The organism is Acinetobacter higginsii (assembly GCF_000369525.1).
Taxonomy (GTDB): domain Bacteria; phylum Pseudomonadota; class Gammaproteobacteria; order Pseudomonadales; family Moraxellaceae; genus Acinetobacter; species Acinetobacter higginsii.
Window position 1 is genome coordinate 1,237,279 of sequence record NZ_KB850072.1, and the last position, 13,920, is coordinate 1,251,198.

Annotated in this window: 12 protein-coding genes; 4 read left to right on the forward strand and 8 right to left on the reverse strand. The window is 41.8% G+C overall.

What is annotated here, in order from left to right:
• Positions 1-47: 47 nt before the first annotated feature.
• The 3 genes from F902_RS11815 to F902_RS11825 all read left to right on the forward strand — a co-directional run bounded on the left by F902_RS11815 (position 48) and on the right by F902_RS11825 (position 3,369).
• The gene (locus tag F902_RS11815; RefSeq protein WP_005203696.1) at positions 48-1,490 is read left to right on the forward strand and encodes a cytochrome ubiquinol oxidase subunit I; all 1,443 of its coding nucleotides are present in this window, start codon (positions 48-50) and stop codon (positions 1,488-1,490) included.
• Entirely contained in the window at positions 1,483-2,487 is a 1,005-nt protein-coding gene (cydB, locus tag F902_RS11820) for a cytochrome d ubiquinol oxidase subunit II (RefSeq protein WP_005203698.1), read from the forward strand. Before F902_RS11815 ends, cydB begins: the two co-directional genes overlap by 8 nt.
• A 450-nt stretch (positions 2,488-2,937) precedes the next feature.
• On the forward strand, positions 2,938-3,369 hold the full coding sequence (locus F902_RS11825; protein ID WP_005203705.1) for an SRPBCC family protein: 432 nt from the start codon (positions 2,938-2,940) through the stop codon (positions 3,367-3,369).
• A 65-nt stretch (positions 3,370-3,434) separates the two neighbouring features.
• On the opposite strand, the gene mhpT is transcribed toward F902_RS11825, so the two are convergent.
• On the reverse strand, positions 3,435-4,697 hold the full coding sequence (gene mhpT / locus F902_RS11830; protein ID WP_005203707.1) for a 3-(3-hydroxy-phenyl)propionate transporter MhpT: 1,263 nt from the start codon (positions 4,695-4,697) through the stop codon (positions 3,435-3,437).
• A 161-nt stretch (positions 4,698-4,858) separates the two neighbouring features.
• Here mhpT and F902_RS11835 point away from each other — a divergent pair, with 161 nt between their 5' ends.
• Positions 4,859-5,290, forward strand: a complete 432-nt coding sequence (locus F902_RS11835; protein WP_026057453.1) for a hypothetical protein — start codon at positions 4,859-4,861, stop codon at positions 5,288-5,290.
• On the opposite strand, the gene F902_RS11840 is transcribed toward F902_RS11835, so the two are convergent.
• The 7 genes from F902_RS11840 to hphR all read right to left on the reverse strand — a co-directional run bounded on the left by F902_RS11840 (position 5,285) and on the right by hphR (position 13,817).
• Positions 5,285-5,959 (reverse strand): YjjG family noncanonical pyrimidine nucleotidase, encoded by a 675-nt coding sequence (locus F902_RS11840; protein WP_005203710.1) that lies wholly within the window; start codon positions 5,957-5,959, stop codon positions 5,285-5,287. The genes F902_RS11835 and F902_RS11840 overlap by 6 nt on opposite strands.
• Before the next feature lie 113 nt (positions 5,960-6,072).
• Complete coding sequence (locus F902_RS11845; protein WP_032811535.1) at positions 6,073-6,519, reverse strand: YbaN family protein; 447 nt, start codon at positions 6,517-6,519, stop codon at positions 6,073-6,075.
• Between the two features lie 28 nt (positions 6,520-6,547).
• Positions 6,548-7,147 (reverse strand): biliverdin-producing heme oxygenase, encoded by a 600-nt coding sequence (locus tag F902_RS11850; RefSeq protein ID WP_085942818.1) that lies wholly within the window; start codon positions 7,145-7,147, stop codon positions 6,548-6,550.
• Between the two features lie 32 nt (positions 7,148-7,179).
• Positions 7,180-8,094: an energy transducer TonB gene (locus F902_RS11855; protein ID WP_005203716.1), complete on the reverse strand. Its 915-nt coding sequence runs from the start codon at positions 8,092-8,094 to the stop codon at positions 7,180-7,182.
• 10 nt (positions 8,095-8,104) lie between these two features.
• On the reverse strand, positions 8,105-9,595 hold the full coding sequence (hsmA, locus tag F902_RS11860) for a hemophilin secretion modulator (protein WP_005203717.1): 1,491 nt from the start codon (positions 9,593-9,595) through the stop codon (positions 8,105-8,107).
• Between the two features lie 83 nt (positions 9,596-9,678).
• The gene (locus F902_RS11865; protein ID WP_005203719.1) at positions 9,679-10,470 is read right to left on the reverse strand and encodes a Slam-dependent surface lipoprotein; all 792 of its coding nucleotides are present in this window, start codon (positions 10,468-10,470) and stop codon (positions 9,679-9,681) included.
• Between the two features lie 188 nt (positions 10,471-10,658).
• Entirely contained in the window at positions 10,659-13,817 is a 3,159-nt protein-coding gene (gene hphR / locus F902_RS11870) for a hemophilin receptor HphR (RefSeq protein ID WP_005203720.1), read from the reverse strand.
• Positions 13,818-13,920 lie beyond the last annotated feature (103 nt).

Below are 13,920 nucleotides of genomic sequence, written 5' to 3' on the forward strand. Positions count from 1 at the left end.
TATTCAACCTCAAGTTTATCTCATCAGCAACAAGATGAGGTGCTGTCATGACTTTAGGTTTTACTGCACTCGAATTGGCAAGAATACAATTCGCTTTTACCGTCTCCTTCCATATTATTTTCCCTGCGATTTCTATCGGTTTGGCCAGCTTCTTGGCTGTTTTAGAGTGGCGTTGGTTACGGACTAAAGATCCAATTTATAAAGACCTGTTTAAGTATTGGGTCAAAATCTTTGCGGTTGCTTTTGGTATGGGGGTTGTTTCTGGTGTGGTGATGAGCTACCAGTTCGGCACAAACTGGAGTGAGTTTTCCCGTATTGCAGGAAGTGTGACGGGCCCTTTACTGACTTATGAAGTCCTGAGTGCTTTCTTCTTGGAAGCGGGCTTCTTGGGTATCATGCTGTTCGGTTGGGGGCGTGTCAGTCCCAAGGCCCATTTCTTTGCCACCTTAATGGTCGCGATAGGTACCTGTATCTCCATGTTCTGGATTCTGTCCTCCAACAGTTGGATGCAAACGCCTCAAGGTTTTGCGATCGAGAATGGCATTATTGTGCCAACCGATTGGTGGGCAATCGTCTTCAATCCCTCTTTCCCTTATCGACTGGTGCATATGGCAATTGCGGCCTTCATGGTTGCAGCGCTACTCGTTGCGGCAACAGCGGCTTGGCATTTGCTCAAAGGTCGCCGTGATGCCTTGGTCAAAACCTCGTTTTCGATGGCAATGTGGCTCATTCTGGTCTTAGCACCCTTGCAAGTTTTTGTTGGGGATGCACATGGTTTGAATACTTTAGAACATCAACCTGCCAAACTTGCAGCGATGGAGGGCCATTGGGAAACCAATTATGATGAGGGCATGCCACTCTACCTATTTGGTGTTCCTGATATGCAAGAAGAACGCACCAAATATGCCATTGCAATTCCAAATCTAGGCAGCCTGATCTTAACTCACTCTATAGATGGCACGGTCAAAGGTTTAAAAGACTTTGCCCCAGAAGATCGACCAAACTCAACCATTGTATTCTGGAGTTTCCGTGTCATGGTTGGCTTAGGTATGCTCATGCTTTTGCTTGCCGTCACTGGTGCTTGGCTCAGAAAAACTGGAAAGTTGTTTGATAGTAAATGGTTTCACCGCTTTGCTTTAGTCATGGGGCCATCAGGATTTATCGCGGTACTGGCAGGTTGGTTTACCACCGAAGTTGGCCGCCAGCCTTGGGTGGTTTATGGGGTAATGCGTACCAAAGATGCACTTTCACCTGTTTCCGCCGAACAAGTGGGTCTGACCCTGATTATTTTTGTGGTGGTGTACTGTGTTGTGTTTGGAATCGGGATCTATTACATGCTGAAACTGATGCATAAAGGCCCGCAATTTGTTGAAGCTGTGGATCTTGAACCAGCAGGCCATGGGCATTTCAAAACCCCAATGCGTCCTTTAAGTGCCGTTGATGAAAGCATTGATCAGCAAGACCCAAATAAGGAGAAGCACCATGATTGATTTATCTCTGATTTGGGTCGGCATTATCGGTCTCGGTGTCCTGATCTACGTCATTCTGGATGGCTTCGACCTCGGAATCGGAATTCTGTTCCCCTTTATCAAAAATAGCGAAGAACGTGATGTGATGATGAACACCGTCGCACCAGTCTGGGATGGCAATGAAACTTGGATGGTACTCGGGGGTGCAGGCTTATTTGCTGCCTTTCCATTGGTCTATTCAACAGTGTTATCGGCTTTATATATGCCGATTACGCTGATGGTAATTGCCCTGATTTTTCGTGGCGTTGCCTTTGAGTTTCGTTTTAAAGCCAATCGCACCAAATACTTATGGGATCAAGCCTTTATCTGGGGTTCGATTCTATCCAGCTTCCTGCAAGGTGTGATTTTAGGTGCTTATATTCAAGGCATCCAAACGACCAATGGTATTTTCTCAGGTTCAGGCTTGGATTGGCTGACGCCTTTCGCCTTATTTACGGGGCTGGGTGTGGTTGCCATGTATGCCGCTTTGGGCTGTGGTTGGCTGATTATGAAAACTGATCATGAATTACAAGACCAGATGTATGCGTTGATGCCTAAACTCATCATCTTGCTATTTGTGGTCTTTGCTGGGGTCAGTTTATATACCCCACTGACTCATCCGGAAATTGCAGCACGTTGGTTTGCCCTACCAAATCTACTGTATTTTAGCCCAGTACCCATCTTGGTCTTGCTGTTTACATTCCTGATTTTAAAGGCCTGTAAACAACGCCAAGAGTTAAAACCGTTTATCTTCACCTTGGCCTTAGTGTTCTTGGCCTTTACGGGTTTTGTAATCAGTCTCTGGCCGAATATTATTCCGCCTTCGGTCACCATTTGGCAAGCTGCTGCACCATATTCCAGCCAGAAGTTTGCTTTAGTTGGTGCCGTAATTCTGATTCCGATCATTATTGGCTATACCATCCTGTCGTACTGGGTGTTTAGAGATAAAGTACGGGTTGGAGATACAGGTTATCACTAGGAGGCAGCGTAATGAAACTATCTAAAACACAATGGTTTATCGTACTTTGGCTCGCTGGGTTTTTAGGTTTATTGGCGATTGCTATGTTCTTTAGAGTATTGTTAAAACTCGCTTATTAAGCTGACATTTTTCCTTCCAATAAAAAAGACTATATCTCGATATAGTCTTTTTTATTGGTATAAGGGAATTTAAGCCTCACGCAGGTCGCAGAACAACTTGGTTTTACTGATTTATCTACTTTTTCATAGAGCTATAAATGTTGGGCAACTATCGTGCCAAGTCGATTCCAATAAAATCTTACGACTATGCTCAATCTGAAAATCGACATGACTGAGCTGTATAAAAAAGCATGTGAATTTCCGATAAAGGTAAATTCAGGATGTATATAAAGCATGCTAACATCAACATACTGACAATCCATCATGTCAAATTATTTGAAAAGGTTCCAATATGTTAAAAACACAACAGGTCAAAATAATACAAGAATTCAATGCGCCCATAGACAAGGTGTTTGCAGTTCTCAGTGAACATGAAAATCTCAACAAGATTTTTGCACCCGCAAAAATCACGCGTATCAGTAATGGTAAAGAAGCGCGAAATGGCGTGGGTTCTGCACGTAAACTTTCGATTCCTTTAGCGCCTTCATTTGTTGAAACTAACTTGGTTTACCAAGAAAATGAATTGATCGAATATGCAATCACCAGTGGTATTAGTCCAATTAAAGCACATCGTGGCGTTATGAAGTTTACCGATTTAGGCGGTGATCGCACTCGCTTGGATTACACCATTAGCTTTAAAGGCCGTATTCCGTTGATTGGCCCAATTATTAAGGCTGCATTACAAAACGGTATTAACCGTGGTCTAAAAAAACTAAAATTTTAAAGTTGTTTAGGCACTGCTCCTTGACGGTTTAGTTCTAGTTCTTACCGTCAAGGTTTATGCTATGTTTAAAGTGAAGATGTCACTGTGCCTAGAGGTTCTTTCCGAGTAACTGAATGTTCTGGCTTACGCAGTAAAATTAATGCAGAGATTGCAGCCAATAAGATCATAGGAATACTAGAAGCAATCACCACAATCTCACTTTGGCCTGTTCCGAGTAGATAACCTGCAACTAAAGGCCCTGCAAAAGCACCTAAGCGTCCTACAGCAACCGCAGCCCCCACTCCTGTGCCTCGCATTTCAGTTGGATAATACATGGCAGCCAAGGTGTATAAAATTGACTGACAGCCAATCACGAACATCCCGCAGCTTGTAGCAAACAAGATAAAACTCGATGCGCTATTGGAATAGGCCAAACCAATCAATGAAACCAGAATACCTGCATACACACTGGCAACAATTAAGAATTTATTCAGTCGATCCAGCATCAAACCTAAAATCAATACTCCAATAGAACCACCTAAATTAAAACCAATCTGAATATAACTGGCTTGTTGCTTATCGAGTCCCAGTCCTGAAATTAACGTCGGTAACCAGTTTTGGAACAATGCTAAAACCAACAAGGTACCAAAAAAGCTGAGCCATAGACTAGACGTCACCACGACACGTGGTTTGGCAAAAAGGACGTTTAACACACTTGGTTTTTGTGTAGTGACCTGAGGGATTTTGTTCAGATATGCTTTTGATTCAGGTAAAAAGAAAATAAGAATAGGAACTAAAATTAAAGGTGCAATCCCGCCTATATAAAAGATATGTCGCCATTCATGATCTGCTGTCAAAGACAAGGCAACCACGGAAGTCAAAACACCGCCTATCGGCATACCACAATACATCGCACTAACAGCCGTCGCTTTATACTTTTCAGGTACCGCTTCTGAAACCATGGTAATCACGATGGGCAAAGCCCCACCCATGCCGAGTCCAGTCAGAAATCGAACTAAAAGTAAGGAATTCAAATCTTTGGTAAAGGGCGTCATTAAAGACATCAAGCCAAAAATTGCAATCGAAGTGATAAATACTTTTTTGCGGCCAATCGAGTCAGCAATTCGACCTGCAATCAGTGCGCCAGGTAATGTGCCTAAAACGGCGGCACTAAACACCCAGCCCATCTCGGTACTGTTTAACAGCATTTCTGCTTTCATCCGTGGTGCAGCAACCCCCATAGATTGCAGATCAAATCCTTCAATAATGGCAAAAATGAAACAGAGGATGAGTGTAATCACGATTGCTTGTTTTGAAGCGCCTGCCTCTCTATTGGTCTCTTTTAACATTGTTATCTTCCCTTTTTGATTCTTCCAGTTTATCGATCTAAAATTCCAAATATCGATTTAAATATCCTTTAAGTCGCTAAAAAGACTAGCAGAGCGAATATAGTTACGCAATATGTATTAAAATTATGCAATTCATAATTTCGTGGTTTGAGGGATTTGATTTGAAATATCAGAAAAAGATCATTTTTAAATCGCTATTATTAGCTCCAGTTCCCTTACTCTGCTTGATGGCTATGCTATTTATTCTCATGAACAATGCGTTTAAATTCAGTTCAATATTTGCAGTTATTGTCGGGCATCTTCTGGTTTATTTGGCTTATTGCCTTTTGACCGTTCCATTTTCATTCTTGTTCTCGCTTGTCTTAAACCGCTATCAGTATCTGAATTTTCTGACAATCTGCTTAAGCTCATTCGTCGTTGCGGCACCTTTTTTTACTCTTTTAGCGTGGGCTCATACAGGCCAACTCCCAAAGCAATGGTGGCTGGTCTATGCGGATATTTTTTCCTTGCTTATCGCCCTCATTCCAGCGGTCTGTTACTGGCTGATTTTGATTCATCTTAAATCCCACCAGCCAGATCGCATCGATTTATAGAATCTTTACTAAATCAGATAAATGCTGAATGGTATGTGTGATATTTAATTGCAACTGATTGGGTAAATTGTTTGGGTTATACCAACAGGTCGAGATCTGACAAGAAGCAGCACCTTTCATATCCGCTTCAAGGCTATCCCCAATGAACAGCACGTCTTCTTTTGCAATCTGGCTTCTATGCAAACAGGTTTCAAAAAAACGCTGATCTGGTTTTTCATAGCCAATGTCATCTGAAATATATAAATCAGAGAAATGTGGCAATAAGCCAGCCAAGTCTAAACGAGCTTTTTGTTGAATAAGAATGCTATTGGATGCAGCGAATAGCTTATATTTTTGACTTAAATAACCAATGGCTTCAACTGCACCAGCCTCAAGCGTATGCTGTTTGGCTAAATTGCCTTGAAAGGTATCACGGAAATGGTCATGGTTAAGTTCAAGGTTTAATGCCCGAAATAATTGTTTAAATCGATTATTAATGACATCTTGTACCGTAATTTGACCTAACTTCTGCTTTTCCCATAAATGATGATTAATGGTTTTATAGGTTGAATAAGTAGCATCATCATGATCTAAATTAAATTCAGCAAAAGATTGAATAAATGCAGCGCGGTTAGCAACGCTAAAATTCAACAAAGTATCATCAATATCAAAGAATATAGCCTTGTACATCAGAGCAATCTTACAACCGAAGCAAATATTGAGATAATTTTATTATACCGAGTGATAAAAGAGCAAGCCGATGTGGCCTGCTCAATGGTCGATATTCTCGTCTGACTATGCTCTCAGTCTTTATCTCGCATCCACATCCAGACCAATACTGCTGCCATACAGGCAATCAGTGGATAGACCACCCACGGATGTGGAATGGTCCATATCATAATACCCGCAGCAATACTCATACTCACGGTAGAGATATATTTTGCTTTCTTGGGAATACGTCGGTTTTCTTGCCACTCTTGAATAATCGGTCCGATAAAACGATGGTTGAGAAACCATTGATGGAGCTTTTCAGAGCCTCTGGCTGCAAAGAACACTGCTAACAGGATAAAATCAACCGTTGGTAGCCCTGGAATAAAAATGCCAAGAATCCCTAAACCGATACATAGCCAAGCCAAACAGATAAACAATAATCGCCACCACACTGAACGCGCTAACTTGCTTGCTGGCTGTGGTGTTGGTGATAAGGTCTCTGTTTTCATTTGATTATCCATGCGATTAATGTTCTCCATACCGAATAAGCTGTTACTGCCTGATCGCTTATTTCAACTCATCGAGCTGGATTAATGCCTTTCCAAAATAGCCAAATGCATCTAAAGCGCCTTGCACCACACGATCTTGTAACACTTGGTCAAAATCAGCCTCATCAAGTGCCTCAACAAAACGTTTCCACACTTTTGCTCGACCTTCTGGATAAGCCGCCAAATTGCGCGCTGCAAATGTTTCAGAGAAACCTAACTGCTTCTGCGCTTGTTTAAACAGAAATGCGGCACCTAAAGTTGAGCCTTCTGACACATAGATCCAACCTAGTGCTTCAGGCAATTTGACTTCAGCACTTTGTAATGTCTGACCTGCGGGCTGAATACCCAAATCTTGCAAATCATCAAAGGCTTGTTGTGAGCGGCCACGGATGCCTAAATCAGGAATCAGTCCAGCAACCCCCTCCTGTTCAAAAAGATGCTCAATTTCCTGCTGGAAATAATATTGCGACAAGGTAAATTGGGCGTATTTCTCCTTGCTTGAAAATACATCTGCTTGCGCCATTAGCTGGTGCATGCGTTCATGTTCTGCCGCTGTTTCTTGCTTTAGACGCTGAGAAAGGCGATTGGCAATCATTTGCTCTGTTGCTGCGTTCATGATTATTCTCCTAGAAAAAGAATAGGACTCATCGGTTAACGACTCCGACTGAGTTTGAGTTGCACTGGGAAATCCACCACAACGGTCACTGCACGACCATTGATTTTGTAAGGTTTGAATTTGGACTGACGAGCAGCCTGTAGAACACGCTGATCTAGACTGCTAATCCCTGAACTTTGTTTTAATTGAATCTCGATGGGATGACCGTTTTCATTGATACGTAGCCGCAATTCCACCACACGGTTTTGTTGTTTAAGTTCCCGATCATCATAAGCAAGCTGACCAAAACTCAATACATCAACACTGCTGACTTGAACAGGTTCATCTCGATCAACTTGGCTTTCAGGTGCACGAGCCAATTCCTGTTGCGTGGCTGCTGTATTTACACCACCCGACTGGGATTGAGTCTGTCCAATTTGTTGTTTCGAATTTAGTGGATTGTCTGTCAATATCTGCGATAATTGATCCGATGGGGTATCCTGTGTCGCTTTGCTTTTTGAAGGTTGAGCTGCTATTTCTGCTGTGGACTTCACTGCTAAAGTTTCAACTTTGTGACTAGTCTTTTGCTTGGACACTTCATGCATAGCACTCTGACTGGTTATCACTTTTTGTTCTGTGTTTTCAGTATTGGTCGGAACAGCGCGAGTGCTTGTTTGTTTTTCTAGTGCGGGGATTGTTGATGTTTGGGCCACTTCAACTTTTGCTGTTGCTTGAGGAGATGCATTCTCTGACGCTGATAAAGAGATAAAATGAATTTTCAACGCATTCACTTGGGGTGAAGCTGCCAAAGTATAAGGCTCAATAAGACGACTCAATGACCACAGTCCGAATAGATGCAAAACCAAAACCAGAATGACTGTGATCCACTTTTGGTGAGCGCGCGTGAAAAACCAAACCATTGGTGCTGTGTTAGCAAGAACATCGTGCTGATCGAAGAATTTTGATTTCATCGCCATTCCCCTAAAAACGGTGCTCAAGTTTTAGGCTGACATTGTGTTTGTCATAGGAATATAACCAATCCACATTACTGTTATTACGGTTATAGCGATAAGTCAGATTCGGCGTCATGCCATAGAACTTGAAAAGAGGCATTTGCAACACAAAGGTGTAGTTTTGCTCAAAATCTTGACGACGTGTCTCAAATGCTGCCACGTAACGATCAAACTGACGCCAACGATAGGAACTGAACAAGGTGGTATTAAAGCCAACACTCCACGGTTTACTCAGACCTAAACGAACACCTTGTTGCTGATAGGCTGCCATGTATTTTTCTTGAGTATCATGATCTAAGACATCCACGCCCCCAAACAATGTCCATTGTTCAGGTAGAATTTTCCAAAAGGTCAGCATGGCTGAACTTTCTTTACCATCTAAAGTTTTATATGTTTGATAATTTAAATCTTTGATTTCAGCTTCAAGCTTGAGTGCTTTATCGGTGGAGATAAATCGCATCCATTCCGCACGTGCCCCCCAAGCATTGTACAAACCATCATTGGCATAACGTTTATGCTCAAATAGCGGTGCAATTGTGATTTGATTTTTTAAATCAAAAAAACTATAGCCTGCATTGATATTCAGTGTGGATTCATTAAAGTCAGCATGATCATCATAAGACTGTCCATACGCTAAACCACGTAAGGAAACCCCATGATTGCCATAGAACGAAAAGCGTTTCATTAAACTGGCTTCATAGTCCATACCCGTTGCCGACTCAGCTTTAGGACTTCCACGGGTAATTTCCTGAATGGGGATCACATTGCCTTTTTGGTCAAGGCCATACAACATCCAAGTTTTACTTTGTTCAGAAGAACTATTTAGATTCGTGGCATAGGATGGACCTATCGCGACACTGCCTTGCCATGCGTCACGTTGATCAAGGGCCTTAACAAACAGATTAACTGTTTGCTCGACCTCAGGTGGAATCACACCACGATCACTCTGCCCCAATTTGCTTTGAATGGATGTAAAAAGGCGTGCTGCTTGTTTGTTCTTCTGCTGTTCAAACAGCACGCGCGCTAACTCGAGTTCGCAAATCAGATTATTGGGTTGTTTATTTAAACTACTTTGGAATTTTTGCTCTGCTATCTTGAGCTGGCCTTGAGCGCGAGCCAATGCACCCTCGGCAAAGTCTGTTAAAGCTTGGTCATAGCCATCATATTGTTGATAATGCTTTAGATAGACTGCCGCATTGCCCCATTGCTTTTGCATAACCGCCAAATATAAAGCTTTTGCCAGATCATCTTGGTTCTTTTCAACTTCAAATACTTGTCCATTAATCACAATATTGGGTAGTTCATCCGTGCTCCGAATTGCCCCTTGTTGCTGTAATTGATGCTGTTGTTGTAATAAATTCTGATCCAAGTTTTGATTCAGGCGAAGTTGTGTCTCATCATCTGCATAAAGTGATGAACTCGCCAATAAAATCAAACAGCACAGCAATGTTCTTTTCATAAAAAACCGCAAAACAAAAGTAAAAATCATCAAGTCATAAACAAGAAAAAGGAATCTACTGCTGTAGATTCCTTTCGCCATAGTTAGTTCTTCGCACCACCAAATGCAGTGTTATATGAAACATTATTAAACTCGGCAATACCCGCTAAAGCTGCAGCATTTGCACCAAAGAAGTGTCCTTGAACGATACCTGAATTATTTACCCCAGCTGTACCATTTGCACTTGCCGCGCCACTGAATTCAGCAGTACCTGGACTAAATGTCACACCGTTCAAACTTAAGCTTGAAACAGCAGTCCCTGTTCCAGTTAATGACCCTTGTAAAGTGCCTGCACCAAAGTTAGCAGTCAAATTACCGCTTAACAGATTGGTTGCTGAACCATTAATCCCTGCAACGGTGTAGGTCGCCGTACCAGAAGTTGGTACTGTCGTATTGGTATTGTCACCTGCGTAATAAACAGTATGACTTGCGCTCGCAGCTGTATCGCCTGCTTTCCACCATTCACCAAAATAGACTTCCTGTGTGCCCACCTGACCAAAATTGAAATTACCTAAGGCACTGTGTGAAGGCGGCATTGCCGAAACAGGAATATGCGAGATATTAAAAGTTTTGCTACCGACAGTAACATCGGTATTGCTTGTACCGCGTGCAGAAAACGCTTGTGCCAAACCTTTTAGCGAGCTAAAACCTGTAAATGCATTATATGGTGAACCAGCAGCTTGTACAGAAACGGCTGCTGCACCACCTGGATGGCTTGCATTTGCAGCAGCACCAATAATGATATTGTTTTCATTACTTGAAGCACCATCAATACCTGCATGTGCAAACACAGCAGAACATGCAACAAGACCGATGAACAGTTGAGAGATTTTCATTTATTGTTACTCCATTTTTCTAAAGCTAAGTTATTGTTTCAATAAAGATAACGGTATCGTTATCTGTTTAGTTATAGGAACAGTAAGATCTATAACTGCTCCTTGGTTTTGTAAATAATAATCATTCAATATCATTATTTACGTTTATCTAATTCCGACTAATGTGAAGGTTGGAATTAAATTCTGTGTTAAAACTTGGTGGTCCAGCTGACTTTCAAAGTACGACCTGGTGCAGCCATTGCACTCCGAGTGAGTGGATCGATATAAAATTGGTTTGAAAGGTTGTTACCTACAAATTCAACTGTGTTATAGGTATCAACTTGATAGCGTGCATAGGCATCAAAAATCCACGTATCGTCCCAAGCGAGAGGCACATTGAGGTAATAGCCTTTATTGATACCAGCATCATTATTTTTACGTAATGGGCTTTCATAGCCTTTGTAGAAAGTTGCTCGCGCACCAAGCTCCAATCTTTCATCTAGAAAACGCGCGCCCAATAAAGCATGTGCGCTAAGCTCAGGTGTCGACATCGTCACCAAATAACCGTTTGGAAAACCATCATCGACGCAACGTTGATAAGCATCGCGGAATTGAATACCTTGATCTGTTTGTACTGTGCCGCTATTAATCATTTTATTAATGGCACTATTACTGTCACAGACTTCATTCTTGAGGTTATAAGCCATGCTTAAATCAGTGAAGAAAGCACCATTATCAAAACGGCTTTGCAACTCAATACCAGAAAGCTTTTGCTCATCCATATTGGTAAAAATCAGATTTTGATTACGCTCAATTACGTTTTTGGTTTTGTTGTAGTAATAAGCCAACTTAATATCGGCATTGCGAGCTGAGCTGAGCCAGTTACGCATGTCATAAACATAACCCACTTCATAGTTAAACGCATGTTCGGGTTTAATTGCTTGAGATGGCATCATCGCCGAGAAGCCGACCGTACTTTCAAATAAGCTTGGTAAGCGATATTCCTCTGCATAGCGTACATAAAGCCGATTATTTTCAGTCAAATGAATGGATGCGCCAAGTTGAGGTGCCCAACCACTGTCTTTTACTTTCTGAGCCGATTCAATCGGCGTTTGCTCAATTACAACAGGCTGGAAACCATTCCCGATCACCACATACTTCTGCCCTAAGGCATTCAGTTGGTTTAATATATTATCGGCTAGAGCCAAATGACCATTTTCATCAGCTTTCCAAGAGAGTGTATTTTTCTGAGACCAAATCCGGCTGTACAAAGCCGTTTCTGATGCAGGCACCGTTTCTAAACGGCCATCCCAATCAGGATTGTTGGCTGCATAACGTTGCGTTAAAAGGTTTAGCATACGTTGTTGCTGAGCATCATAACTCTCAGGCATGGTTCGATATTCAAAGTTGTATTCTTTGACTTTACTTTTCTTGGTAAATAACGGATTTAACGCGGGATCAATACCATCTCTGATTGATTTATTTAAGAAGTCATCAAAGGCCCAATAAGAGCGATAACGCATACCCGCATCAAAGCTTAGCCAAGAAGCTGGTCGATAGTTGAAATTAAAATCAAAGGTCTTTTCTTCACGACGTCCGGCACGAGGTAAAGCTTGATATAAGGAATAACTTGGACCGTATTCACCATAAATATCATCAGAAGTAAGCTTTTCTTTTAAGAAGCTTCCCCCCAAAGTTAAATCGAGCTGATCAGATAATTGTGCTTTATTACTGATAGTAATGCCTTGGCGTCGATTGTCTGAATGACTGATTGCCGTATTGATCAGACGATTATCTCTAAAATCAATAATCGTTGGCCATCCGCCTCGTGTGTAGGTTTCACTTTCAGTGTCGGTTTGCCAAATATTGGTATAAAAATCAATCCACTGATTATTCTCAGGTTTATATTTGTATTCTAAGCTATAGGCCTTAGAACGAATATTACTAAGTGGCCATTGCGGCACACCAATTTCAGGGGTTAACCCCCATTCAATTCGTGAAGGCATGATCTCACCAAATCTATTTTTGGTATCTCGATAAGTGAATTTCAGCGCTTGATCATCGCTTGGTCGATAACCTGCCTTAAATAGCCAAGACTCCATCTGGCTTGAGGTATTGGGTACTTCATTGCCAGGCTTATAGGAATGTGCAAAATAAGGAATAAAATCAAGACTATTACTTGGCTCAGCCCGTTTGTAATAGCCAGCGCCATGTGTACCTGAAAAATAGTTGCCACGTTCACGAACAGCATAAACAGCCAATAAATCAAATTTATCCTGTTTCATTGCCAATGCGAGTCGGCCCGCTAAATCATCTCCCGAGAAGTTAGAATTATCATTGCGAGTTCGGTTCTTTTTATAAATATCTGGATCGTATTTTTGACCATTAATATCCTCCCACGGCGTCGTATCATTATAGTTTTTGCCGATTTTACTCATGTCGGGCAATGAAGGATCAATGGCGTTGGTAGAACCTTCTACTTTTAATTCTGCGCCAAAGGTTTTACCTGGACGAACAATATCATCCGCTTCTAAGGTCTTGACCACAACTCCACCACCGACTGAAGTTGTGGTATTCCGTTCAAGTGATGGGCCTTTAATGACTTCAATGCCCGCAATCAGATTAGGGTCGATATAATTCCGATTATTCACTCCATTGTAGCCACGCCACACCGCAATCGACTGCTCAGTACCGTCAATGGTTAATGGCACTCGACCTACCCCTTGCACACCACGTACACTCGGATCTAAAGCACCACTATTACGGGCATCACCACTATAAACACCAACCATCCCTTGCAAAACATCAGCAGGATTGGTGCCTTTAAAACGCTCAATATAGTCTTTGCCTGCATAAACAGAAGATCGATTGGCATCATAGACTCGATTGCTGCCCTGAGTATCACGATCTTCTTGACCATAGACCACAAGTGGGGTCAAACGAACAGAGATTTCGTCATCTTGAGCTTGAGTCGAAGATGTATGATTCATCGCAGTTACTGGGGCACTTGAAGGTGCATTACTATTTTTAGCTGTCTTTTTTGCCAGTGTATAACCTTGACCGACTTTGACTGCATAGAATGCCGAAGATGCTAAAATATGCTGAAAACCTTGCTCTAATGCAAAGTTACCTTTTAATCCTGAACTGTATTGCCCTTTTAATTGCTGTGCATCAATGGCAATTGAAGTCCCCGATTGTTCAGCAAACTGATTTAATACATTGGCCAAAGTTCCTGCAGGAATATTATAAGATTTTGCCGCAACGGTTTCTGCATAAGCATGTTGCATCGGTAAAGCTAAACTCGCAATACACGCTGTATGTACAGCAAATGCGAGTGTTGAGAACCGAAATAAGTTCCGACTTCGCATTTGGCCATCTCCGACTTTCTTCATTCTTGCCCACCCCAGTAAATGTAAATAAGAATCATTAAACCTATTAAGATAAAATGATCCCAAATTTATTGCTTCTACT

Excerpts from the sequence above, each read along its gene's own strand:
- F902_RS11815 (WP_005203696.1), top strand. The coding sequence starts at position 48 with ATGACTTTAGGTTTTACTGCACTCGAATTGGCAAGAATACAATTCGCT.
- cydB (WP_005203698.1), top strand. The coding sequence starts at position 1,483 with ATGATTGATTTATCTCTGATTTGGGTCGGCATTATCGGTCTCGGTGTC.
- F902_RS11825 (WP_005203705.1), top strand. The coding sequence starts at position 2,938 with ATGTTAAAAACACAACAGGTCAAAATAATACAAGAATTCAATGCGCCC.
- mhpT (WP_005203707.1), bottom strand. The coding sequence starts at position 4,697 with ATGTTAAAAGAGACCAATAGAGAGGCAGGCGCTTCAAAACAAGCAATC.
- F902_RS11840 (WP_005203710.1), bottom strand. The coding sequence starts at position 5,959 with ATGTACAAGGCTATATTCTTTGATATTGATGATACTTTGTTGAATTTT.
- F902_RS11845 (WP_032811535.1), bottom strand. The coding sequence starts at position 6,519 with ATGGAGAACATTAATCGCATGGATAATCAAATGAAAACAGAGACCTTA.
- F902_RS11855 (WP_005203716.1), bottom strand. The coding sequence starts at position 8,094 with ATGAAATCAAAATTCTTCGATCAGCACGATGTTCTTGCTAACACAGCA.
- hsmA (WP_005203717.1), bottom strand. The coding sequence starts at position 9,595 with ATGAAAAGAACATTGCTGTGCTGTTTGATTTTATTGGCGAGTTCATCA.
- F902_RS11865 (WP_005203719.1), bottom strand. The coding sequence starts at position 10,470 with ATGAAAATCTCTCAACTGTTCATCGGTCTTGTTGCATGTTCTGCTGTG.
- hphR (WP_005203720.1), bottom strand. The coding sequence starts at position 13,817 with ATGCGAAGTCGGAACTTATTTCGGTTCTCAACACTCGCATTTGCTGTA.